This window comes from Bradyrhizobium sp. SZCCHNS3052 (assembly GCF_032484495.1).
Taxonomy (GTDB): Bacteria; Pseudomonadota; Alphaproteobacteria; order Rhizobiales; family Xanthobacteraceae; genus Bradyrhizobium.
In genome coordinates this window covers 71,425-94,195 of record NZ_JAUETB010000017.1, presented here as the reverse complement: position 1 = coordinate 94,195, position 22,771 = coordinate 71,425, and the positions used below count along the sequence as shown (strand labels likewise).

The 22,771-nt window shown below is 66.0% G+C and carries 20 protein-coding genes; 12 read left to right on the top strand and 8 right to left on the bottom strand.

What is annotated here, in order from left to right; all coding sequences use genetic code 11:
- Positions 1-115: 115 nt before the first annotated feature.
- Positions 116-1,384 (bottom strand): sensor histidine kinase, encoded by a 1,269-nt coding sequence (locus QX073_RS32280; protein ID WP_315753360.1) that lies wholly within the window; start codon positions 1,382-1,384, stop codon positions 116-118.
- A 707-nt stretch (positions 1,385-2,091) separates the two neighbouring features.
- Between QX073_RS32280 and QX073_RS32275 the strand changes: the two genes are divergently transcribed.
- On the top strand, positions 2,092-3,012 hold the full coding sequence (locus tag QX073_RS32275) for a Crp/Fnr family transcriptional regulator (protein WP_316226971.1): 921 nt from the start codon (positions 2,092-2,094) through the stop codon (positions 3,010-3,012).
- A gap of 77 nt (positions 3,013-3,089) precedes the next feature.
- Here the strand turns inward: QX073_RS32275 and QX073_RS32270 are convergent, their stop codons facing one another.
- From QX073_RS32270 to QX073_RS32255, 4 genes are all read right to left on the bottom strand, one after another.
- On the bottom strand, positions 3,090-3,839 hold the full coding sequence (locus tag QX073_RS32270; RefSeq protein ID WP_316226970.1) for a Crp/Fnr family transcriptional regulator: 750 nt from the start codon (positions 3,837-3,839) through the stop codon (positions 3,090-3,092).
- A gap of 191 nt (positions 3,840-4,030) precedes the next feature.
- A complete protein-coding gene (trpS, locus tag QX073_RS32265) occupies positions 4,031-5,071 on the bottom strand; it encodes a tryptophan--tRNA ligase (protein ID WP_316174952.1) in 1,041 nt (346 codons plus the stop codon).
- Positions 5,072-5,335: 264 nt separating this feature from the next.
- Positions 5,336-6,970 (bottom strand): ABC transporter substrate-binding protein, encoded by a 1,635-nt coding sequence (locus QX073_RS32260; protein ID WP_315825421.1) that lies wholly within the window; start codon positions 6,968-6,970, stop codon positions 5,336-5,338.
- Positions 6,971-7,358: 388 nt separating this feature from the next.
- Complete coding sequence (locus QX073_RS32255; protein ID WP_315716620.1) at positions 7,359-7,976, bottom strand: TetR/AcrR family transcriptional regulator; 618 nt, start codon at positions 7,974-7,976, stop codon at positions 7,359-7,361.
- A gap of 103 nt (positions 7,977-8,079) precedes the next feature.
- Here QX073_RS32255 and QX073_RS32250 point away from each other — a divergent pair, with 103 nt between their 5' ends.
- From QX073_RS32250 to QX073_RS32235, 4 genes are all read left to right on the top strand, one after another.
- Positions 8,080-8,778: a PspA/IM30 family protein gene (locus tag QX073_RS32250; RefSeq protein ID WP_316184235.1), complete on the top strand. Its 699-nt coding sequence runs from the start codon at positions 8,080-8,082 to the stop codon at positions 8,776-8,778.
- Between the two features lie 55 nt (positions 8,779-8,833).
- A complete protein-coding gene (locus tag QX073_RS32245; protein WP_315716622.1) occupies positions 8,834-9,109 on the top strand; it encodes a YiaA/YiaB family inner membrane protein in 276 nt (91 codons plus the stop codon).
- Between the two features lie 334 nt (positions 9,110-9,443).
- On the top strand, positions 9,444-10,448 hold the full coding sequence (locus tag QX073_RS32240; protein WP_316226969.1) for a hypothetical protein: 1,005 nt from the start codon (positions 9,444-9,446) through the stop codon (positions 10,446-10,448).
- A complete protein-coding gene (locus QX073_RS32235) occupies positions 10,445-11,719 on the top strand; it encodes a hypothetical protein (protein WP_315825419.1) in 1,275 nt (424 codons plus the stop codon). Before QX073_RS32240 ends, QX073_RS32235 begins: the two co-directional genes overlap by 4 nt.
- On the opposite strand, the gene QX073_RS32230 is transcribed toward QX073_RS32235, so the two are convergent.
- Entirely contained in the window at positions 11,646-13,124 is a 1,479-nt protein-coding gene (locus QX073_RS32230; RefSeq protein WP_316184231.1) for a hypothetical protein, read from the bottom strand. The genes QX073_RS32235 and QX073_RS32230 overlap by 74 nt on opposite strands.
- A 30-nt stretch (positions 13,125-13,154) precedes the next feature.
- Here QX073_RS32230 and QX073_RS32225 point away from each other — a divergent pair, with 30 nt between their 5' ends.
- A complete protein-coding gene (locus QX073_RS32225; protein ID WP_316226968.1) occupies positions 13,155-13,409 on the top strand; it encodes a hypothetical protein in 255 nt (84 codons plus the stop codon).
- Between the two features lie 247 nt (positions 13,410-13,656).
- Here the strand turns inward: QX073_RS32225 and QX073_RS32220 are convergent, their stop codons facing one another.
- Positions 13,657-14,508, bottom strand: coding sequence for an SDR family NAD(P)-dependent oxidoreductase (locus tag QX073_RS32220; protein WP_316226967.1), 852 nt, complete (start codon positions 14,506-14,508; stop codon positions 13,657-13,659).
- A gap of 151 nt (positions 14,509-14,659) precedes the next feature.
- A complete protein-coding gene (locus QX073_RS32215) occupies positions 14,660-15,049 on the bottom strand; it encodes a winged helix-turn-helix domain-containing protein (protein ID WP_316184228.1) in 390 nt (129 codons plus the stop codon).
- A 100-nt stretch (positions 15,050-15,149) separates the two neighbouring features.
- Between QX073_RS32215 and QX073_RS32210 the strand changes: the two genes are divergently transcribed.
- From QX073_RS32210 to QX073_RS32185, 6 genes are all read left to right on the top strand, one after another.
- On the top strand, positions 15,150-16,274 hold the full coding sequence (locus tag QX073_RS32210; RefSeq protein ID WP_316226966.1) for an alkene reductase: 1,125 nt from the start codon (positions 15,150-15,152) through the stop codon (positions 16,272-16,274).
- A gap of 153 nt (positions 16,275-16,427) precedes the next feature.
- The gene (locus tag QX073_RS32205; protein WP_316226965.1) at positions 16,428-18,092 is read left to right on the top strand and encodes a thiamine pyrophosphate-binding protein; all 1,665 of its coding nucleotides are present in this window, start codon (positions 16,428-16,430) and stop codon (positions 18,090-18,092) included.
- Positions 18,093-18,425: 333 nt separating this feature from the next.
- On the top strand, positions 18,426-19,808 hold the full coding sequence (locus QX073_RS32200; protein WP_316226964.1) for a M20 family metallopeptidase: 1,383 nt from the start codon (positions 18,426-18,428) through the stop codon (positions 19,806-19,808).
- A 417-nt stretch (positions 19,809-20,225) separates the two neighbouring features.
- Positions 20,226-21,140 (top strand): amino acid ABC transporter substrate-binding protein, encoded by a 915-nt coding sequence (locus QX073_RS32195; RefSeq protein WP_315753374.1) that lies wholly within the window; start codon positions 20,226-20,228, stop codon positions 21,138-21,140.
- A 204-nt stretch (positions 21,141-21,344) separates the two neighbouring features.
- Positions 21,345-22,076, top strand: a complete 732-nt coding sequence (locus QX073_RS32190; RefSeq protein ID WP_315736524.1) for an amino acid ABC transporter permease — start codon at positions 21,345-21,347, stop codon at positions 22,074-22,076.
- Between the two features lies 1 nt (position 22,077).
- Positions 22,078-22,770 carry an amino acid ABC transporter permease gene (locus tag QX073_RS32185; RefSeq protein WP_315736525.1) on the top strand — a complete coding sequence of 231 codons (693 nt, stop codon included), beginning with the start codon at positions 22,078-22,080 and terminating at the stop codon, positions 22,768-22,770.
- Position 22,771: the final 1 nt, after the last annotated feature.

Sequence of the window (22,771 nt, the reverse complement as noted above, 5' to 3'; positions counted from 1 at the left end):
TCAGCGAAGCGTGGACGAGGTGCTCTGACAAGAGGCGCCGTTCGAGCAAGCGGCCAGCCTTGTCAGCAGCGGATCGCATCGGCCGCGGTGGCCGTTGGGATGATCGCGCAAGGGATCACCGGGCCTTCTCCAGCACCGGGCGCTCTGTGGTGACGAGGGCTGCCGGGACAACCGCTTCATTGCGGGGGAGGATCGGCAGTTCGAACAGGACACGCGTGCCAGTCGGCTGGTTGGCGCTCAGGGTGAGACGGCCGCGAAGCTGCTGGACCATCCCCTTGATCATCCGGAACCCCAGGCTTGTGCGCGGTTGATCGATGTCGAAACCATCGGGCAGACCGACGCCCTGATCGGACACGCTGAGCTGCAGGCAACCGTCGATGTCGCGGGCGGAGATGTCGATCGGTCCGTCCTGGCCAGGATAGGCATGTTTCACGGCGTTGCTGACCAACTCATTGAGCAGGAGACCGAGAGGCACGGCGTGATCGGCCGATAGCCGCATCGGATGGGCATCGCAGTTCAGGATATGCGCTCCCGCGACGCGTTGCAGCCTCTTGCAGAAGTCTATGAGGAAGACGTCGACGTCGATGAAGCCGATCTGTGATGCCCGCGAGAGATGATCATGAACCTGTGCAATGGCTGCTACGCGCGATCCGGCCTCGCCGAGGGCAAGCTTGGCCTCAACGGAATCCGTCCCGAATGCCTGCACCCGGAGCATGGCCACGACGGAAGACAGGCTGTTCTTGACGCGGTGACCCATTTCGCGCGTCAGCATGGCTTGATGGTCCAAGGCGTCCCGGAGCCGCGTCTCCTCATGCAGGCGCTCGATTGCAATCCCGACGATGTCGGCGAATTCGGTGAGGAAGGCAGCGTCCGCCTCGTCGAAGCGGCGGGGGGCCGGACTGTCGACCTGGAGCACGCCGAAATAGCCGCCGCCTCGTCCGCCGCGTTCGATCCGGACGCTGATCGACGTCTTGATGCCGCGGTCTACTGGAAGCCCCGGTATCTCGAAGCGACCATCCGGGGGGGCGCGACCGGTGATGATGGCTTGACCCGTCTGGAAGGCGCGTCCGGCAGGCGAGGTACTGTCCACGACGAACGATGATTGTTCGACCGAGCTCGGCCATCCGTACCCCGCGCGGACCAGCTGTCTCTTTCCGTCCGCCACGAATTCCATCACCATCGCGAACGGTGCATTGAGGCCCTTGGCACCGAGCGCGGCGGCGCGCTGAAGAGCGACGTGGATGTCGCGGGTCTGCAATGCAGCACGACTGAATTCGGCGAGCGCAGATTGTTGGATGAGCCTGTAGCTGCGCATGTCATTCCGGACGCCCGCGCGCTCGAGAAGGATCGGAAAAGCGGTATCTTGGCTCTGATGTCCCAACACGCGGATTCTCCAAAACAGAACGCACCCCGACTACAAATTCCCCGCGGCTCTCTTCCTTACGATTTGATATTGTAGGGCTATTGTGTTGCCGTTCACCGGCCGGAGTCTGAGCAAAAGCGGACATGGTCCAGTTTGCCGCAGCGCAATTCGTCGCGAGCCGGATCGAGGCGAAAGGCGCCCCGGCTCGCGTCGAGGGGGCGCTTGGCAGTTGCACCTGACGCTTGCCGTGCCCGCGCGCTCGTCCAGAGGACCTTCCACGGAGAGCGGGCACCGGCGCCGCGGCGCGACGCGCGCTCTTGCAGCCCGTCAGAGGGTAGGCGGCACCATCCTCACGGAAACCGCCATATGCGCGATCGGCCAGCCTTGAGCCGGGCGGCAGGCCGGGTTGGCGCGCCGGCCAGATCCGCTCATTCGGCGGCCATTCTTTTGGGCCGCTCGGTGGTGTGGCCCACCGACAGCGGGCCGTGGGGCGTGTGACAGATGGATCCCGTCGAAGGGGTGTGTCCTGTCCGAATCCGTCAACGACCGCAATTTCATCCGTGAATGCCTGCGTCTGGCGGCCGATTTCACGCAACTTGCGCGCGATGCCGTCGATCCGGACCTGCAGGCGCATTGTCTGCGGATGGCCGCCTTCTGGACCGATCGGGCCGCCGGAAATCCCGGCGCGGAATCGGACGATCCGAGTCAGTGAAATCGCCGGATGCGCGATGAGCGAGCAGGGCCGTTGTTGCGGCGCGGCGGGGGAGCCTTGCGTGCGGGAGCTCGTGAGCAATTTTGCTCAGACTTGCCGGTCGAGAGCGCCCAAGAAACGGGGGCGACGGCGCGGACAGCCGCCTCTGCGCCGTGGCCTCCGTCCCTCATCGTGGCTTGTCAGTTTTGGAATGATCAAGGCGCAAACCGATCGCGATCTGCGAAGCAATCAGCTGCTCGATGCCCTGGCGCCGGACAGCCGCGGCCGGATCGAGCCGCACCTCGAGCCCGTTGATTTCAAGCTCGGCGCCGTGGTCTGCGAGGCGGGCGGCCATCTCCGGCATGCCTATTTCCCGAGAGGATCGGTGTTGTCGCTGTTGACCGTGCTGGAGAACGGCGACGCCATCGAGACGGCCAATATCGGTCGCGAGGGCGCCTTCGGCCTCTTCGCCGCCATGTACAGCCGGGCCTCCTTCAACCGTTGCATCGTTCAACTCGAAGGGCATACCGTCCGGTGTCCGATCGAGCTGCTGCAGCACGAGTTCGATTCCAGCGAACATGTGCGCAATCTTCTCGTCAGCTACTCGGAGACGCTGCTGTCCCAGGTTCAGCAGACGGTGGCCTGCAATGCCATGCATTCGACGGAAGAGCGCATCTGCAGATGGCTGCTGATGATGCACGACCGGGCCGAAGGGGCGGTGCTTCCGTATACGCACGAGTTCCTGTCGCAGATTCTCGGGGCCAATCGCAAGTCGGTGACGCTTGCCGCGCAATCCATGCAGGCGGCCGGCCTGATCAGCTATCGTCGCGGCACCATCCAGGTGCTCGACCGGCCCGGCCTCGAGAAAGCATCGTGCGAATGCTACGCCATCGTCAAGCAGCGGTTCGATGCGTTTCTCCAGCCGCCTACGACGGCGGTGCGCAGTCAGCTGCAGTGATGTGACGGTGGCAATGATGTGATGGTGGCGTGGATCGAGCCGAGCAGGGCGGCCCAGCTCGATCTCGCGATGCCCGGTCACAAGCTCTTCAGCGGACCTTTGCCTCCGACCGACTTGTCGCCTGCGATATGCGGCTGATCGTGCAGGACGACGTTCAGCAGGGAGCTGTTGATCTCGAGGTGACCGTTGTAGTCGATGAAGCCCAGCTTGCGGAACTTGTTCATGAAGTGACTGACGCGCGAGCGGGTGGTGCCGATCATGTCGGCCAGCATCTCCTGGCTGACCTTCGCGATGACCCGCTGCGGCTTGCCGTCATTGCCGAAATTGGCCAGCAGCAGTAGCGCCCGCGCAAGGCGCTTCTCGCTCGAATTGAACAGCTGATCGATGAGATCGGCCTCGACGCGGATCGTGCGGGCGAGAATGCGCGAAACGAAGATCTCGGAGAACGCCGGCTGCTCACGCAGGGCGCTCAGCGCGGCCGATTTGGTGATCCGCAGGATTTCGCTGTCCGTGATGACCGACGCCGCCGACAGCCGATGAGACTGGCCGGCCAGGCAGCCTTCGCCGAAAAAGTCGTCCTGCCCGAGCAGCGCGATGACCGCCTCCTTGCCCTGCTCGGAATGGACGACGATCTTGACCGTGCCGGTGATGATATAGAACAGCACATCGGCGGGGCCGCCCTGAGAAAAGATCTGCTGGTCCTTTCGGTATTTCCCGATCGTCCGGCCCGGGCCTTCGGTCTTGAGGAACACCGCCGGATCGAAAGCCTGCTTCCTTGGCGGCGGCTTTGCGGCCGTCGGCGGCTTTACGATGGGTCGCTTCGCCATGTGTTCTCCCGGGTGAAACGCGAGTGTTGGATACTTCGAAGCCGGATCTCGGCATCACGGTTGGGCAGGCGCGAACACAGCATAGCGCCTTTCGCGGATGCTTGACAGCGCGGCGTCTATTTCAACGGGACACGCACAGCCGCTTCGTGTTCCAGTGACGCAGCGGAGCGAGAATTAGTTAATTCATGTTATCAAGCATTAGCATCGCACCGCTCATGCAGCGCGAACAGGCCCAGGGCCTCGCGGACGTCACGCAAGGTCGCATCGGTGACGGTGCGCGCCAGTTGGGTGCCGCGCCTGACGATCTCGAGAACGTGGCCGGGATCACGCGCAAACGCCGCCCGCCGGTCGCGGATCGGCGCGACCACGGCCTGCAGCACGTCATCAAGTCGCTGCTTCACGACGCTGTCGCCGAGGCCACCGCGGACGTAGCGCGCCTTCAGGTCCGCAACCGCCGCAGGATCGTCGTCGAACGCGTCGAGATAGGTGAAGACGACATTGCCTTCGACGCGGCCCGGATCGGCGGCCCTGACGTGGCCGGGATCGGTGAACATGCGGCGGACGGCATCGCGAATCTGGTCCGCGGTGGCGGAGAGCGGAATCGTGTTGCCCTGTGATTTGCTCATCTTGGCCTTGCCGTCCACGCCAGGCAGGCGTCCGACGCTCGGGATCAGTGCGCGTGCCTCGGGGAGCACTTCCGTGCCCGCCTGGCGGTTGATGCGGCGGACGATCTCGTTGGTCTGCTCGATCAGCGGCGCCTGGTCGTCTCCGACCGGCACGATGGTCGCCTTGAAGGCGGTGATGTCGGCGGCCTGCGCAACGGGATAGCACAGGAAGCCGGCCGGAATATCGCGGCCGAAGCCGCGCGCCTGGATCTCGTCCTTGATGGTCGGGTTGCGCTCGAGCCGCGCCACCGTGACGAAGTTCATGTAGAGCAGCGTGAGATCGGCCAGCGCCGGCAGGTGCGATTGCAGGCAGATGGTCGTCATCTCCGGATCGATGCCGACGGCGAGATAGTCGGTCGCGATCTCCAGGACGTTCCGGCTCACCTTGGCCGGATCGTGGGCGTGGTCCGTGAGCGCCTGGGCATCGGCCAGCAGCAGGAATTGCCGATGCGTCGATTGCAGCGCGACGCGGGTTTGCAGCGAGCCGACATAGTGGCCGAGGTGCAGCGGGCCGGTGGTTCTGTCGCCGGTCAGGATGACGGGACGTTCTGGCATTGAGAGTGGCATCGTGGTTCTCCAGGAGTGAGAACCGCCGCTCGATCGAACTCTTCGATGCTGTTGATGACAAGAACCGCGTCGCAGGCCGATGAACGGCGGCGACGGGCGAATGAATGACGAGGCCGTGCCGCTCCTAGATGGAGCGCCACCACGTGTTCGCGTGCAAGGTCTCAGTCTTGATCATGCGACCGATATGGCCGAAACCGCCGATGAATGCAACCCGCTCAGGCACGCTGCGCAGAGCGCGGCCTCAGGCCAGTTCAGCCATTCCGCCTATTCGAGATCAATCGCATGATACTGGCCGGTCTTGTCGAGCTGCGTGCCCCAGACCTTGTGCAGCGCCTGGTGGTCGGAGGGGCCGAAGCTCACCTTCGATCCGACGCCCAGCTCGTAATTCTGCATCGATTCGAGGACATCGACCAGCGTTTCCGTGTCCACCGCGGGACCGGCGCGGCGCAGCCCTTCGATCAGGATGTTGGCCGTGAGATAGGCTTCCAGGGACGAGTAATCCGCCGGCTCTCCCGGAAAATATCTGTCGAGCGCCTTCTTGTAGTTCAGGGTGACGGACGCGTAGCCGTCGACCGCCGGCGTGACCTGGGTGCAGATGACGCCGTCCGCATAGCGCGGGCCGAGCACCATCAGCTCACTGGCGAGGCCGGTGCTGCCGACGCCGGAGATCGTCGCGTAGGTCATATCCGGATAGAGATCGCGGGTCTTCTCGATGAACTTGGCCGCGGCGCGAAAGGTGGCGACCAGCACCACCGCCTTGATCGCATGCTTCTGCCGGCGCAGTTGCGCGATGGCCTCGTCGACATTGACGGTGTTGCGGCTGTAGCTCATGCGGAAGGCGTCGCCCGCGCCGCCGCGCAGCCCGTGCATCGCCCTGCTGACGCCCTCCCACCCCGCGTCGCCATAGGCATCCTGCTGGGTGAGAACTCCGATCTCCTGCGGACGCAGCTTGCGGATCTTGACGAGATAGTTCACGAGCGCATGGGCTTCCTCGGCGTAGCCGGCGCGGTAGTTGAAGACGTAGCGGTCCGGCGGATCGCGGCGAAGCGAAGGAGCCCCGGTGAAGGCGCCGAAATACAGCGCATGATGCTCGAGCGCGTACGGCACCGAGATCAGGGCCGTCGGACTGCCGTAGTTCTCGACGAATCCGAACACCTTGTGCTGCTCGTAAAGCTCCTTCATCGCGTTCAGCGTCCGCGTCGGCTCATAGGCATCGTCGGCCGTGTAGAGCTTGAGCTGCCGGCCATGCACGCCGCCTTCCTCGTTGACCTGAGCGAATGCGAGGTCGATGCCGAGCTTGAGCTGATGGCCCATCTCCCTGGCCGGCCCGGAAAACGGCGCCGCCATTCCAAAGCTGATTTCGGTATCGGTCACGCCCTGGACCGGGGCGCGCGTGCTGGTCGGCTGCGCCGACGCGGCATTGGCCACCCGCGTGTCGAACTTCGGCACACGGTCGTCCTCCCTCAGCGGCATGTTCTGGTCCGGCGCGACCGCCGGAGCGGCGCTCGCGAGCGCTCCGGTCCGGAGAGTATCCTGGACTGGCGCAACGGTCTGCGCGGCTTGGACCGGCGGCGATGGGACTGTTGCCGTCGTTGTCGCCGCCGCGCTGCTCTTGGCGGAGAGCGCAGCGGTCCACCGCGTCGGAAGTCTCGTCGCTGCAAAGCCGGCCACGCCCGCGGCAACAGCCACGAGCCCCATCACGCTCAACGCGCCGAGGAGACGCCGTTCCCGTGGCGGCGGAGGAACCTCCTGCACGCCGTAACGGGACGAGAATTCAGCAGGGGTAGGCCGATCGTGCTCGTCGCGCCACGGTTGTTCATACAGCGGACGCCGGCCGTCGTCGTAGCCGGACGGGAATGGCGGATCGCGGTCGTCATTGGGCGCACGCAGATGTCTCACGATTTTCCCCTTGGCTCGCGCGTCATGGACTCGTTGGAGTTTTTTCTGGATCGCGCGGCATACGCTGCAGGTTCTGCCGGCCGGATGAGCGTGGCCATGCGCCGAGATCTGCACATGTCACACGAACTAACACTCGTCGTCGAGCGTCAGTGGAACGGCAGTTCCAGACATGTTGTCTGGAACAAGTCCGAACGTCGGCATGATACTGCGAAGCAATGGGGCGGTTGTTTGTTCTCGCCGTCAATTCCAGCTGAACAAGGAGGGAGCCGCGCCGCCATGGCAGCAAATTGGCTCTGACAGCAAGCAGGAGAGAAGTGCCGTGAAGCAGTCGGACTTGTTGTTGGCATCAGCATCCGATGACGCTGCGCCCCCGACGCCGAGCTCCGCGTCACCGGCCGGTCGTCTCCTCCGCCACCAGTCCCGTCACCATCGCCTTCACCATGGTCGCGATCTGCGCGCGCAAGGCCGCGAGCGGCACAGCGATCAGCTTCTGCTCCAAGCCGAGCGCGACCATGCCGTGGACGGCCGAGAACAGGCTGCGCGCGGTGACGCTGATGTCGTCGAAAGAGCGCCGTGGAAACAACGCCGCCAGTGGCTGGTGGATGTGACGGAACAGGTGCATCTGGTCGGCGATCGCCCAGTCGGGCAGCGGCTTCTCGGGCGGCATGCGGTGCTCGAACAGTGCGCGCCAGAGCTCGAGATTGTGGGCGGCGAAGTCGCAATAGGCGATCGCGATGCGCACCAGCGCAGCCTCGGGGCCGGGAGGGCCCGCGCTCTCGGCTGCGGACAGGTCGGCGTCGAGCCGCGCCAAGGTGCGTGATCCGACCATCAGCACCAGTTCGTCGACGTCGGCGACGAGATTGTAGACCGCGCCATTGGCGACGCCGATCTCCTGGGCGAGATCGCGCGTCTTCAGACCCGCGAGACCCCGCGTCCGGATCATCCGCTCGGCGGCCTCGATCAAGGCTTCGCGCTGTTTCGCACGTCTTTCCAGTGTCTTGGACATTGTTAACCAAAATATTGAGCGGTGCTCAAAATAATTCTTGAGCGTCGCTCATGGTTGCGCTAGAAGAAACGTCATGAGCGATGCTCATAACAGGGAGTTCACAATGTTCAAGACCGTTCTCACGCTGTTTCGGGGCACCGTGGCCGTCGCGGAGGAGGAGCTGCAGGACCGGACCGCGCTGGTGATCCTGGATCAGCAGCTGCGTGACGCCGCCGCCGCCGTCGATCGCAGCAAGCGCGCGCTGGCGCTGGCCATTGCGCAGGACCAGCAGGAGGGCAAGCGGCTCGAGGCGACCTTGGCACGGATCACCGATCTCGAGGTGCGCGCCACCGCAGCGCTCGACGGCGGCCGCGAGGATCTGGCCCGCGAGGCGGCGCAGGCGATCGCCGGCCTCGAGGCCGAGCGTGACGCGGCGCGGACGGCGCGGGCGCTGTTCGCGACCGAGATCACCAGGCTGAAGAAACATGTCGCCAACGCCGAGGCGCGCATTGCCGAGCTCGATCGCGGCCGGCGGATTGCGCGCGCCTCCGAGGCCGTGCGCAATCTGCGCCGCGGCGGCATCGAGGCGGCGCGTCCTTACGAGTGCACGCTGCCCGAGGCCGAAGCGACGCTGAAACGGCTGCGGGAGCGGCAGATCGAGGCGCAAGCCGCCGACGAGGCGCTCATGGAGCTCGATGCCGCGACGGGGCCGATCACCACGGCCGAGAAGCTCGCCGAGCAGGGCTTTGGCCCACGCATCAAGACCACTGCCGACGACGTGCTGGCGCGGCTGAAGGCCGGCCGCGCCGCACCGGCCAACTGATTTCCGTCACGACCGATCGAACGCATCAACAACCACGTCATCATAGGAGCCGACCATGAACCAGAACACCCAGCCGCACAGCAGCGCCTTCATCACCTTCTCCTACGCCTCGTTCGCCGCCTCCGCCTTCCTCGTCGCTCTCGGCGTCTTCTTCATGCCGATCGATCTCTGGATGAAGGGCTATCTGACGATGGGCATCGTCATGCTGGTGCAGACCTGCGTCACCCTGACCAAGACGCTGCGCGACCGCCACGAGAGCGGCAAACTCGTCAATCGCATCGAAGACGCCCGTGCCGAGCGCCTGCTGATGGAGGTGTCGAAGGCAGCTTAGGGCGGCCGCAGTCGTCTCGCTCTCTTGGCCTCTCCCCGCTCTTGTCCACCGTAGCTCGACGAGCGAAGGCGGATGCGGGGAGAGGCCGGATTGCATCGAAGATGCAATCCGGGCGAGGGGAAGTTTGCGGGGCAAGCTTCGACTTCGGCGAGACAGCGCCGGCAGGCGGTGGGCGCGAAGGCGTCCGCCGCTCACGTCGTTCAACCTGCGGTTACCCTCGCTCACGCTCCGTCCCGCGTCGTTATCGTGAATTAACAGCACCAGGGCATAAGGCGGCCAGGGCGGCCGTGATCCCGGCTGCGCCGCTTCTGATCACGCCGTGCTAGGTTGAGGCATGAACATCGTCGCAGCAGTGGGGCGTATCCGACGCAGCATCGGCTTCTGGCTGACCGCGCTCGGCCAGGAGGCGATGGACCTGTCGCTACGCACCCATGCGGAGTTGCGCACGCGCATCGTCGAGAGCCCGGGCACGACCCTGGACGATGCGGCGCTGGCGGCGCTCGTGGCCGATCTCCGCACCATTGCCGGCAAGACGCTGCCCGCCGGCGAGCTCACCTACGGCATCTTCTCCGGAGCGCGCGAGCCGCTCGCGCGCGCCATCATCACGGTGGTGTCGGAGGAGGCGGGCGGCCGGCCGATCGCCTTCAATGCGCTCGCGGTGATGCAGGTGGAGCGCGATGGCGACAGCCAGCAGGTGATCCATCTCGGATTGGTCATGGTCGATCCGGAAGCGCGTGGCAAAGGCCTGTCCGGCGTGCTCTACGGCCTCACGACGCTGCTGCTGTTCGTCCGCGACGGGCTGCGGCCGAAATGGATCTCCAACGTCACGCAGGTGCCGGCGGTGGCCGGCATGGTCTGCGAGACCTTCTCCGACGTCTATCCGTCGCCGCTGCCGCAGGCCCGACAGAGCTTTGCACATCTTCAGCTCGCGCGCGGCATCATGCGGGCGCATCGCGCGGTGTTCGGTGTCGGCGACGAGGCCGGGTTCGACGAACAGCGCTTCGTCATCACCAACGCCTATACCGGCGGCTCCGACGCGCTCAAGAAGACGTATGACGATGCGCCGAAGCATCGCGACGCCGTCTACAACGGCTTCTGCGCGCGCGAGCTGGACTACACCAGGGGCGACGACCTGCTGCAGCTCGGCCGGATCGATCTCGCCGCCGCCCGGCGCTATCTGCTGCGCGAAATCCCCTCGGGCTCGCTGCCGGCGCTGCTGGCGACCTCGGGCGTGCTGGCGCTGCAGCGGATGATCCTGCCGCTGGTACATTGGCTCGACGACACCAGGACGTTCGGCACGCTGCGTCCGCGCCTGCAGCCCGGCGAGCCCGCGCCATGACGGCCGGCATCGTTGCGGACTCCGTCGTCAACCTCTGCGGCGCGATCGGTCTCGCGGTTGCCGCGGCGATGCTGCACCGGCGCGATTCCCATGGACCGCTGACGGCGCGGCTCGTCGCTCTGCTCGCGCTGGTCGCCTCGCTGTTCCTGTTGCGCGGCATCGCATGGTGGATGGACAGTGCTTTTCTCGACCGCATCTCGCTGATTCCGGCGGCGCTGATCCCGCTCGGCGCGCTGGTGGTGACGGAAGGTCTGCTGCGCCGACACGCGCATCGCGCGCTCAAGGCGATCGCGCTGGCCGGCGGCGTGGTGCTCGCGCTCGCCGGCGCGCTCGGTCCGGTCGAGTTCGAAAGCCACCACACGGTCGTGCTGTCAGCCTTTCAGCTCGCAGGCTTTGCGACCTGCGCCTGGCTGCTGCTTCGCCGCGACCGCGCGAGCCTGCTGGCCTGGGAGAACCGCGCCATCGATCGCGTCGCCTCCGGCGCCATCATGGTCATCCCCTTCATCATCACCGATTTCCGCGTGCTGGCGCCGAGCATGCCGGTGCGGCTCGGTGCATTGGGCGCGCTGCTGGCGGTGACCGCGATCCTGATCGCCGGCGCCAGCGCGGAGACGCAGCGTCAGGGCGGGCTGCTGACATTGTTGCGGATCCTCGGCGCCGCCCTGCTCGGCGCTGCCGCGGCCGCGCTGTCGCCGGACGTCGATGCGGCGCAACTGATGCGTTTCTGCGCGGTCGCGGTGGCCGGCGTGCTCACGATCGGGCTGATCGGCGATGCCTTGCGCGCGATGCTGCAAGCCCGCGAGCCGGGCGTGCTCGACTCGATCGGGGCGTCGATCGCGGCGACGCGCGACGAACTGATCGCCGAGCTCACGCGCCAGCCGGTCTTCGAAAGCGCACGCCGCTGTCGCGAGGTTGAGCTGACCGCCTATGATCCGCCGCTGCTGCGCGACTTTCTCGCGTCAAGCCGCGTGCTGCGCCGGGCCGATGCGCCGTGGCGGCGGGCGGCCACCGACCCCGCCGTCGAGCGCATGGTGGCGCTGATGGATGCGCGGCATGCGACGCATGTGATCGTGCTGTCGCACCAGCCGGTCGACCTCATCGTGCTCGCGGTCTCCGTGATCTCGGCCGATCCGGCCACGGAAACCGCGCTCGCGCTCGTCAGGCGCCTGCTGGTGCAGGCGCCCGAGCGACAGGTGATCACGCCCACATGTGATGATGCTGATGCTGTGACATCTCCATCATCGGCCCCTCCATCATCGGACCGTCCATGACCAGGGTTGGCGGAGCGGCGCTGGCCTGTGCTGCCGGCGCGGCGCTGGGAAGCATGATCACGTTCGAGGCGGGCGCGCTGGTGACCGCGGCCAGCAGCGCGGCGGCGTCGGCACTGTTGCCGCCGCCGGTGGTCGCCAGCACCTGGCCGATCGTGGTGCCGTCGACATTGTAGGCGCCGCCATTGACCGGGATGTTGTTGCCGCCGACATCGGCTGCGTTCTGGTGCATCTGGTCGGCGGCCGCGGCGACCAGCGCCTTGTTGCCGGCCTGGAAACCCTCCAGGATCTTGGCGATCTCGGCGCCGAGCGTGCTCTGGTCGCCGAGCAGCTCGTTGTCGAAGCGGGCCTGGAAGATGCCGCCCTGCGCCGCGTCGAAATCGGTGACGTCCTTCTTGAAGGTCATCAGGTCGGCGGTGACCTGCGCCATCGCGGCGGCGTCGCCGGAATTGACGGCCGCGATCGCAGCCTTGCCGAGCGCGTTCGACTGGGCGATGAACATGGCCCAGAAATCGGTCTGTGCCTGGTTGTCCTGATAGGCCGGCGTCGGGTTGAGGAAGCCGCCGAAGCCGCTCCAGCCGTTCAGGCCGTTCTGCTGCGCCATGTTGGCGAGATTGGTGTCGCCGGCGACGATGTCGATGATGTCGAGGAAGTCGTCGTTCAGCGCGCGGCCGATGTCGACATTGCCGGCCGCGCCGTTGATGTGGGTGTTGACGAGCGCGAGCTGGTCGATGATGGCGAGCGCGTGCACGCCGGTCAGGCCTCCGAACTGCAGCGGATTGGCGGCGACCAGCGCATTGAGGCCGGCGATCAGCGCGTCGACATCGTCCTGGATGACGTCGACGTTGCTTTCGTTCACGCCGCCGATCAGCCGGTTGGCGGCATCGTTGAAGATCAGGCCGAGCTCGGCCAGTGTGCCCTTGGCGGCGGTTGCGGCCGTCACGCCTTCGGGCAGCAGCGCCGGCGCCTGCAGGAAGCCGGTGACGCCGTCGGCGTTGGTCGCATTGCCCGCAAGGTTCGGATCGTTGTTGACGACGTTGAGGATGTCGAGGTGCGCGTTGCGCAGCGCGGTCTCCGCGGCGGCGATGCTGCCGAATGCGCCGCCGCCGGTCACCGAAGCCATCGCGGCATCCTGCGCGACCGTGATGTCGGCGAGGATCTTGTTGATGTTGGTGAGCGTCTGCCCGGTGAACTGGCCGGCGGCAACCATCGCCTTCAGACCATCCTGAATCACGGTGAGATCGCCGGTGTAGTTGTAGACGCTGCCAAGCCCCTGGCCGCCTTCCTCGACCACGTTGCGCCACAGCCCGCCTTCGAGAAAGCGCGTCGCGTCGTTGAAGACGACGCCGAGATCGGCAAAGCCGAGCGCGGGCGTCGGCGGCGTGGGTGTGGGCGGCGTCGGAGGCATCGGAGGCATCGGCGCAGGAGCCGGCTGGCAGTGATGATCGTGATGATGATGGTGGTGGTGGTGGTCGCTGTGATGATGGTGACCGTGGTGACTGTCGTGATGGTGACGGTGATGGCGCGACATGTCCGACGTACTCCCCAAAGCTGCGCACCACTGCGGATGAGCCGAAGCAACGCGGCGCGGCTGACGCGGGTGCGGATGATGAGGGCCATCTGCTGCCTGCTTCGTGGCTGCTTCGCGCAGGGATTGTGGAATGCGTCTGCGTCAGATTGTCGTGCGGCGTAGGGGTGGCGCTCAAGCAGAGCTGCGACATCTCCCCGCTTGACGGTTGAAGGGCGCTTCAAGAGCCGGCGACCGGCGGCGACGTCGCGCCCGCGGCAAATCAGTGAGTTGCAAGAGCGTTCGACCGTAGTGATTCGGTCGATGGTAGACGTCCCAAACGCACGCGGACCGCCTTGCGACGATCCGACGCGTCCGGGAACTTGTGATGAGACCGGGAGCAGCTACGCGCCGCCGCTCCGATGTGGCCGGATCATGGCGATTTCTTTACGAACGCGGCGAATGCGTCGGCGTAGTCGGCATGCCAGCGCGACAGCGGCGGCCGGTTCTCGACGATGTCGCCGGCCGCCCACAGGATGCGCCGCTCGTCCAGCGCGCGCGGCACGTCGTTGTCAGGGCACAGCACGTAGAAGTCGCCGGCCGCGACGCGCTCCAGCATGAAGTCGACCGTCTGCTCCGGCGTCCAGGCGGCGGCCGGCTTCTCGACGCGGCCATTCGCCGTCAGCGGCGTGAACACGAAGCCCGGAATGAACAGATGCGCCGTCACCTGGCAGCCGGGCGTGTTGCGCAGCTCGTGCTGCAGCGCCTCGGTGAACGCCTTCACGCCGGCCTTCGAGACGTTGTAGGCGGGATCGCCGGGCGGCGTGGTGATGCCCTGCTTGGAGCCGGTATTGATGATCAGCGCCGGCTTGCTCTGCGCGATCATGTTGGGCGCGAACACCTGCGCGCCATGGATGATGCCCCACAGATTGACCCCGAGGATGCGCTGCCAATTTTCCTCGGCAAGCATCTTGCTGCCCGGCTGGATGCCGGCATTGTTCATCAGCACGTCGATCGCGCCGAAGCGCTGCCGCACCGCCGTTTCGAGCGCGACCACGCTGTCCCGGTTGCTCACATCGACCGTGGCGGTCATGACCGCAGCCTCGCCACGCTTGGCCGCAGCCGCGAGCCTGGCGGCGGCGTCGCGCAGCCGGGCCTCGTCGACATCGGCGATGCAGACGTTCATGCCGCGCTCTGCGAAGCGCGTGGCGGCGGCGAGCCCGATGCCGGAGGCGCCTCCGGTGACGACGGCGGTGTGGTCGGCGGACAAGGCAGGGTGAGACACGGCAGGTTCTCCGGCATGACGACGAGATGCTGGTGTATGACGTCTTGGCGCGGCCGCAAGATCATCCGGCTGACGGCAAGACGGTTTTTTGCGGCTGCAACGCGAGGCGCATCAGTCCGGTCGCGGATGCATCGCGTCGGCTGGAACCGGCTTACGACGCGGCCCTGGCCCCGCGGGTCTTCCTTGGCTTCTCGATGTCGCTGCGCAGCGCGGCGAGATCCTTCTTCACGGCGTCAGCTGCGTCACGCTCGATGCGCCGGTAACGTTCGACCAACTGCGTGCCGAACGCCGTCAGCGCCGCGCCACCGCCATTGCGGCCGCCGGTCTGGCGCGCCACCGCCGGCTGCCGGCACACCCGGTTGATCTCGTCGACGAGGTCCCAGGCCCGCTTGTAGGACATGTCCATCGCGCGCCCGGCCGCAGAGATCGAGCCGTGTCGCGCGATGTTCTCCAGCAGCGCGATCTTGCCCGGCCCGATCCGGCCGCCGTCATCGAGATCGATGCGCAGGCTGAGCGAGGGCAGGGCGTTCGCTTTCGGCATGGAGGGTCTGCTCGTACTGACGTGGGGCGGACATTGCCACCATCATGTTTTGCGAACAAGATGATCCAAATCGACAATCGCAACGACATCTGGGGACGAAATGCTGCCTGCGCTGTTTTCACCACTCACGATCGGTCCTTATCGCCTCAAGCACCGCGTCGTGATGGCGCCGTTGACCCGCATGCGCGCCGCAAGGGAGACGCTCGCGCCGCGGCCGCTCAACGTCGAGTATTATGCGCAGCGCGCGACGCCGGGCGGCCTGATCATCGCCGAGGCCTCGCCGGTGCTGCCGACCGGCACCGGCAGCCCGAACGTGCCGGGCATCTACAGCGCGGCGCAGATCGCCGGCTGGAAGCAGGTCGTCGATGCGGTGCATGCCAAGGGCGGATTCATCTTCCTGCAGCTCTGGCACGTCGGCCGCGTCTCGCACTCCTCGTTCCAGCCCGGCGGCGTGCTGCCGGTGGCGCCGTCGGCGATCGCGATCGGCGACGATCTCAAGGCGATGACGGCGGAAGGCAAAGGCGCAGCTTACGAGACGCCGCGTGCGCTCGACACCGACGAGATCCCCGCGCTTGTCGCCGCCTATGGCCAAGCCGCGCGCAATGCGATGGCCGCCGGCTTCGACGGCGTCGAGGTGCACGGTGCGAACGGTTACCTGATCGAGCAGTTCCTGCAGACCCGCAGCAACCAGCGCACCGACCGCTATGGCGGCGGAATCGCGAACCGCTGCCGCTTCCTGCTCGAGGTCACGCAGGCGGTGATCGATGCCTGCGGCGCCGACAAGGTCGGCGTGCGGCTGTCGCCCTATGGCATCGCCAACGGCTCCGGCGAAGCCGAGCCGATGCCGCTCTATACCTATGCGATCGAGGCGCTCAACAAGCTCGGCATCGCCTATCTACACCTGATCGAGCCGCGCTCCTCCGGCGCCGGCCGCGCCGACGTCAACTGGCAGAACGTGCCGTCGGCCATCGCTCTGTTCCGGCCGGTGTGGAAGGGCGTCCTGATCGGCGCCGGCGGCTTCACGGGCGAGCCGGCCGACGCCGCGATCCGGGCCGGCCTCGCCGACGCCATCGCCTTCGGCCGCACCTTCATCTCCAACCCGGACCTGCCCGCCCGGCTGCAGCACGGCTGGCCGCTGACGCCCTATCACCGCCCGACCTTCTACGGCGGCGAGGAGAAGGGCTACACGGACTATCCGGTGTATCAGGAGATGGCGAAGGTGTAGTCCGCGCTCTCTCCGCCGTCATTGCGAGGAGCGTAGCGACGAAGCAATCCAGAGTCGCGTGCGCCACCCTGGATTGCTTCGCTTCGCTCGCAATGACGGTGGAGCGAGAGTTCGCGTCAACCAATAAGCCTGAGCCCGGGAGGACACCGCCCCATGAAGAACCGCACGACCGGACGTTCGGCCTTCCTCGCGCTGCTCAAGGATGAGGGCATCACGCATCTGTTCGGCAATCCCGGCACCACCGAATTGCCGATCATGCATGCGCTGAAGGACCATCCCGATCTCACCTACGTCATGGCGATGCAGGAGAGCCTGGTGGTGGCGATCGCCGACGGCTTCAGTCGCGCCTCGGGACGCCTCGTCGCCTGCAACGTCCACGTCGCGCCGGGTCTCGGCAACGCCATGGGCGCGCTCTACAATGCGCAGTTCACCGGCACGCCGATGATCCTCACCGCCGGCCAGCAGGAGCAGGGCCACGGCCTGATGGAGCCATTGCTCTACGGCCCGCTGGTGCGGATGGCCGAGCCGCTGGTGAAATGGGCGGTCGAGGTGACGAGGCTGGAGGACCTGCCGCGCATCATCAGGCGCGCCGCCAAGGTGGCGACCACGCCGCCGACCGGTCCCGTCTTCATCTCGCTGCCCGGCGATATCCTCAATGCCGAAGCCGGCATCGAGCTCGGCCGTTCCACCCGGGTCGATGCGCGCGTGTTGCCGGCCGCGGACGCTTTGCAGGGGCTGGCGCAGCGCATTCTCAGGGCGCAGCGGCCGGTGGTCATCACCGGCGACGAGGTCGTCAAGAGCGATGCGCTGCGGGAGGCGGCCGAGTTCGCGTCGGCGATCGGCGCTCCCGTGCATCAGCAGTCCGCGCCCTATGGCGCGCATTTCCTGTCCGAGCATCCCTGCTACATCGGCTCATTGTCGCGCGCGCAGCAGCAGGTCCGCGACCTGCTCGCGCCACACGATCTTCTCATCGTGCTCGGCGCCGATCCCTTGCGGATGTCCGTGCACAGCGAGATCGAGCCGCTGCCCGAGGGCTTGCCGATCGTGCAGATCGGCCTCGTCGATTGGGAGCTGGGAAAGAATTTCGGTGCCGAGATCGCGCTGAAGGCCGACGTTCGCGAGACGCTGCTTCAGCTCACGCCGCTCTTGCGCGAGCTCGGCGGCGCGGCCCTGCAGGCGCGTGCGCAGGAACGCGTGGCCGAATTGTCCTCGAAGAACTGGAGCGCGCGGCGCCGCAAGCTGGCCGCGCAGATCGAAGCGGCGCGCGAGCGGACGCCGATCGATCCGGACTACCTGGCGCTGCAGGTCGCCGAGGCCATGCCGGAGCACGGCATCATGGTCGACGAGGGCCTGACCTCGGCGCGCTACATGACGGCGCTGTGGCCGTATCGCGACCGCTACAACTATCACGCGCTCGCCTCGGGGGGCATCGGCTGGGGCCTGCCGGCCTCGGTCGGCGTCAGCCTCGCCAATCCCGATCGCCCCGTGGTCTGCTACTCCGGCGACGGCAGCGCGATGTATTCGATCCAGGCGCTGTGGACCGCAGCGCATCACAAGCTGCCGCTGTCGGTCGTCATCGTCAACAATGGCGGCTACCGCATCATCAAGCAGCGGCTGCTGTCGTTCCACGGTGACGACAACTATATCGGCATGGATTTTGTCGATCCGCAGGTGGATTTTGCCGGGCTCGCCCGCTCGCTCGGCTGCGAGGCAATGCGCATCAGCGATCCTCGTGAATTGCAGCCGACGCTCTCGGCGGCGTTCCGCCGCCCCGGCGCCAAGCTGATCGAGGTGATGGTCAGCAACGCGGTGAACTGAGCGTTACTCCCGTCGCGCGGGGAATGCCGGACGTCCGGCCGAACCTTTGGTGACTGCCGCCTGCTTTTCTTCTGCGGGCGAGCCATGGGTGAGGCCTTCGCCGGGCATCCCCGCGCCCTCCGCCTTGCGAAGGCACCGCACCGGCAAACCTCGGACGCTCCTGGCGCCGCGAGAACGGAAGCGCGCATCCCGACACACGCCCATCATCGATCTCTGCGACAAGTTCCGAAATCCGAGACTTGCTTGATGTCAGCATTGAATTCAAACCCAGCCCCTTCCGCTCGTCGCGCGATCCCGATATGACGCCGCCTTCGTTGTGACTGGAAAAGCGCCATGACCAGGATTGATGCAATCGCCCGTGCCCGTCAGAGCCTGACGAGCGGTGACTTCTTGGCCGAGCTCGGCCGCCGGGTCGCCTATCGCACCGAGAGCCTCAATCCCGAGCGCAAGGACGAGCTCGCGGCGTATCTGACCAACGAGCTGACGCCGTCCTTTGCAGCGCTCGGCTTTTCCTCCGAGCTCGTGCCCTCGCCGAGCGGCAAGTCGCCGTTCCTGATCGCGACCTACCACGAGAGCGACAGCGCCCCGACGATGCTCAGCTATGGCCACGGCGACACCGTCGACGGCATGGCCGGCGAATGGCGCGACGGCCGCGATCCCTGGGCGGTGACGCCAGCGGGCAATCGTCTCTATGGCCGCGGCACCGCCGACAACAAGGGCCAGCACAGCATCAACATGGCGGCGCTGCGCGCGGTGCGCGAGGCCCGCGGCGGCAAGCTCGGCTTCAATGCCAAGTTCATCATGGAGATGGGCGAGGAGATCGGCTCGCCCGATCTCGCCAGGGTGGCCGATCTGCATCGCGACGCCTTGAAGGCCGACGTCTTCATCGGCTCGGACGGCCCGCGGCTGTCGACCGCACGCCCCACCATCTTTCTCGGCTGCCGCGGCGGCATCCGGTTGCATCTCGACGTCAACCTGCGCGAGGGCGGCAACCATTCCGGCAATTGGGGCGGCGTGCTCGCCAATCCCGCGACCATCCTTGCCAATGCCATTTCCACGCTGGTCGACGGCCATGGCCGTATCAAGCTCGATACCTTGAAGCCGCCGCGCCTCACCAATGCCATCCGCGCCATCCTCGCCGACGTGAAGGTGGAGCCGACCGCCGACGAGCCGGCGCTGTCGGACCATTGGGGCGAGGAGGGGCTGACGCCGGCGGAGCGGCTCTATGCCTGGAATACGCTCGAGGTGCTCGCGATCTCCTCCGGCAATATCGACAAGCCGGCGAATGCGATCCCCGGCCGCGCCCGCGCCGTGCTGCAGCTGCGCTTCGTGGTCGGCACCAAGGTCGACAGCATCGTGGAGGACGTGAGGAGCCATCTCGCCGCGCACGGCTTCCCGATGGTCGAGGTCAGCATGACGCAAGGTTTCGCGGCCTCGCGCGCCGACATCGACAGCCCCTGGATCAAATGGGCCGCGGAGTCCATCAAGATGAGCACCGGCAAGGCGCCCGCGGTGCTGCCGAACTTCGGCGGCTCGCTGCCCAATGACGTGTTTGCCGACGTGTTGAAGATGCCGACCATGTGGGTGCCGCATTCCTATCCGGGCTGCTCGCAGCACGCGCCGGATGAGCACATCCTGCTGGATGTCACGGACGAGGCGCTCGGCCTGATGGCCGGGCTGTTCTGGGATCTTGGTGAATTGCGGAAGCCGCTGTGAGCCGAGAAGGAGGCATGCGCACACATCGCCTGGCGTCTGGTGAGGAGCGCGCGCCGGCCAGGAAGACGGAAGGCGGGCTTGCTGGGCGCGGCGCGTCTCGAACCATGAGGTCCGTGTGCCGTGCGGTTGCATTGCCGCGTGCGGGAACCCGCCTGCAACTTTCGTCTGGTCGCGGGGCCTGCGAGCCCCTCGTAGTTTACCATCCCAACGTTCGGCGCTGCCGTTTCAGCCCGGACGTCTTGTCGAAGGGGACGCGGGACAGGCAATTTGTCGCAATCGTCCGAGGACGTCCCGCCGCGGGGCGGTCTATGGTGCCCGCGCTCGTCCGGCCGGAGATCGTCCGGGGGCGGGGGCCATTTTGAGTTCGCTGTGGTTTATGCAAGCATCCGGCGATCAGCCGGATTGAGGAGATCAGTTATGAAGCAGCTTCGCCTATTCGGTCTTGCCGTCGCCGCCGCGCTCTGCGCCGGCCAGGTGCAGGCCGAGGACCTGACGGGGACCCTGAAGAACATCAAGGAGACCGGCACCATTACGCTCGGCGTCCGCGACTCCTCGATCCCGTTCTCCTATCTCGACGACAATCAGAAGCCGATCGGCTTTGCCATCGACATCTGCATGGGCATCGTCGATGCCGTGAAGAAGGAGCTCAAGCTCGACAAGCTCGATGTGAAGCTCAACCCGGTGACGTCGTCGACCCGCATCCCGCTGCTCGCCAACGGCACCATCGATCTCGAATGCGGCTCGACCACCAACAATGCCGAGCGCCAGAAGCAGATCTCCTTCACCAACACCCACTTCCTGACGGCGAGCCGCTACGTCTCGAAGAAGGCGAGCAAGATCAACTCGATCGACGATCTGAAGGGGAAATCGGTCGTGTCGACCGCCGGCACCACCAACATCAAGCAGTTGACCGAGGCCAATGCCGCGCGCAACCTCGGCATCAACATCATCCCGGCCAAGGATCATGCCGAGGCCTTCCTGATGGTGGAGACCGATCGCGCCGTCGCCTTCGTGATGGACGACATTCTTCTGGCGAGCCTCGTCGCCGGCTCCAAGGATCCGGCCGCCTATGTCGTCTCCAAGGACGCGTTCTCGAAGCCCGAGCCCTACGGCATCATGCTGCGCAAGGACGATCCGCAGTTCAAGAAGGTGGTCGATGCGGCGACCGCCAAGATCTACACCAGCGGCGAGGGCGCCAAGCTGTATGACAAGTGGTTCATGCAGAAGATCCCGCCGAAGGGCCTGAACCTCAACACCCCGCTGTCGGCCGAGCTGAAGGCCGAGTTCGCCAAGCCGTCGGACTCGCCGGATCCGGATTCGTACAAGCCGTAACGTGAGGCCGCAGCTCTCGCGCCGAATTCGATGTGCTCCCCTCCCCCTTGCGGGGAGGGGTCGGGGGTGGGGGTCTCAGGAAAGACTGCCCGTGTGGACCCCCCACCCCGACCCTCCCCCGCAAGGGGGGGAGGGAGCGCAGCGAGTTTTTGGCAAAGACTGTGTAATGCGACTTGCGAGCTAATTCCCTCTCAGGATGTCCCCGTGAACTACACCTGGAACTGGCACATCTTCCTGGAGCCGAACCCGACCGGGGCCGGCACCTATTTCGACATGCTGCTGGCGGGGCTGAAGGTCACCATCGTGACCTCGCTGTCGGCCTGGGTGATCGCGCTGATCTGCGGCACGATCGTCGGCATCCTGCGCAGCTTGCCGTCCAAGCTGGCGACCTGGATCGCCTTCGCCTATGTCGAGTTCTTCCGCAACATGCCGCTTTTGGTGCAGCTGTTCCTGTGGTTCTTCGTGCTGCCGGAGCTGTTGCCGCCCACGATCGGCCTGTGGCTGAAGCAGATGCCCAATGCGCCATTCTATACGGCGGCCGTCGGCATCGGCCTGTTCATGTCGGCGCGTGTCGCCGTGCAATTGGCGGCCGGCATCGGCTCGCTGCCGCGCGGCCAGAAGCTGGCGGCGACCGCGCTCGGCCTCACCACCTTGCAGGCCTACCGCTACGTGCTGCTGCCGATGGCTTTCCGCATCATCCTGCCGCCGCTGACGTCCGAATTTCTCAACACGGTCAAGAACAGCGCCGTCGCAATCACGATCGGTCTGATCGAACTGACGGGCGCTGCGCGCGCCATGCAGGAATTCTCGTTCCAGGTGTTCGAGGCCTTCAGCGCCGCCACCTTGATGTATCTCGTCATCAACGTCATCGTCGTGATCGGCATGCGGCTCTTGGAGCGCGCGGTGGCGGTCCCTGGCTACATCACGGGCAAATGAGATGCTGGCCAATTTCGATTTCGACGTCATCCGCCGCTCGCTGAGCTATCTTTTCATCGACGGCATGACCTTCACGCTGACCTTGACGGCGCTGTCGGCGACGGGCGGTCTTGTGTTCGGCACCCTGATCGCGCTGATGCGGCTGTCCGGCTATCGGGTGATGGGCTTTATCGCCGGGCTCTATGTCGACTTCATGCGCTCGCTGCCGCTGGTTCTGGTGATCTTCTGGTTCTACTTCTTGGTGCCCTATATCGGGCAGTGGATCACCGGCTCGTCGCGGCCGATCAAGGTCGGCGCGTTCGCGTCCTCCCTGATCACCTTCATCCTGTTCGAGGCGGCCTATTTCTCCGAGATCATGCGCGCCGGCATCCAGTCGATCTCGCGCGGCCAGCCGGCCGCGGCCTCGGCGCTCGGCCTGACCTATGCGCAGACCATGCGCTACGTCGTGTTGCCGCAGGCGTTCCGCAACATGCTGCCGGTGCTGCTGACCCAGACCATCGTGCTGTTCCAGGACACGTCGCTGGTCTACGTGCTCTCGATTCCGGACTTCCTCGGCGCTGCTTCGAAAGTCGCCCAGCGCGACGGCCGCCTGGTCGAGATGTACCTGTTCGCGGCCCTGGTCTACTTCACCATCTCCTGTGTCGCGTCCTACGGCGTCCGCCGCCTGCAGTCGCGCATCTCCATCATCAGATAGT

Coding starts and splice junctions, on each gene's coding strand:
- QX073_RS32210 (WP_316226966.1), top strand. CDS start 15,150: ATGCTGCCTGCGCTGTTTTCACCACTCACGATCGGTCCTTATCGCCTC.
- QX073_RS32270 (WP_316226970.1), bottom strand. CDS start 3,839: ATGGCGAAGCGACCCATCGTAAAGCCGCCGACGGCCGCAAAGCCGCCG.
- QX073_RS32240 (WP_316226969.1), top strand. CDS start 9,444: ATGAACATCGTCGCAGCAGTGGGGCGTATCCGACGCAGCATCGGCTTC.
- QX073_RS32250 (WP_316184235.1), top strand. CDS start 8,080: ATGTTCAAGACCGTTCTCACGCTGTTTCGGGGCACCGTGGCCGTCGCG.
- QX073_RS32215 (WP_316184228.1), bottom strand. CDS start 15,049: ATGCCGAAAGCGAACGCCCTGCCCTCGCTCAGCCTGCGCATCGATCTC.
- QX073_RS32200 (WP_316226964.1), top strand. CDS start 18,426: ATGACCAGGATTGATGCAATCGCCCGTGCCCGTCAGAGCCTGACGAGC.
- QX073_RS32235 (WP_315825419.1), top strand. CDS start 10,445: ATGACGGCCGGCATCGTTGCGGACTCCGTCGTCAACCTCTGCGGCGCG.
- QX073_RS32205 (WP_316226965.1), top strand. CDS start 16,428: ATGAAGAACCGCACGACCGGACGTTCGGCCTTCCTCGCGCTGCTCAAG.
- trpS (WP_316174952.1), bottom strand. CDS start 5,071: ATGCCACTCTCAATGCCAGAACGTCCCGTCATCCTGACCGGCGACAGA.
- QX073_RS32245 (WP_315716622.1), top strand. CDS start 8,834: ATGAACCAGAACACCCAGCCGCACAGCAGCGCCTTCATCACCTTCTCC.
- QX073_RS32195 (WP_315753374.1), top strand. CDS start 20,226: ATGAAGCAGCTTCGCCTATTCGGTCTTGCCGTCGCCGCCGCGCTCTGC.
- QX073_RS32230 (WP_316184231.1), bottom strand. CDS start 13,124: ATGCCTCCGACGCCGCCCACACCCACGCCGCCGACGCCCGCGCTCGGC.
- QX073_RS32255 (WP_315716620.1), bottom strand. CDS start 7,976: ATGTCCAAGACACTGGAAAGACGTGCGAAACAGCGCGAAGCCTTGATC.
- QX073_RS32275 (WP_316226971.1), top strand. CDS start 2,092: ATGAGCGAGCAGGGCCGTTGTTGCGGCGCGGCGGGGGAGCCTTGCGTG.
- QX073_RS32185 (WP_315736525.1), top strand. CDS start 22,078: ATGCTGGCCAATTTCGATTTCGACGTCATCCGCCGCTCGCTGAGCTAT.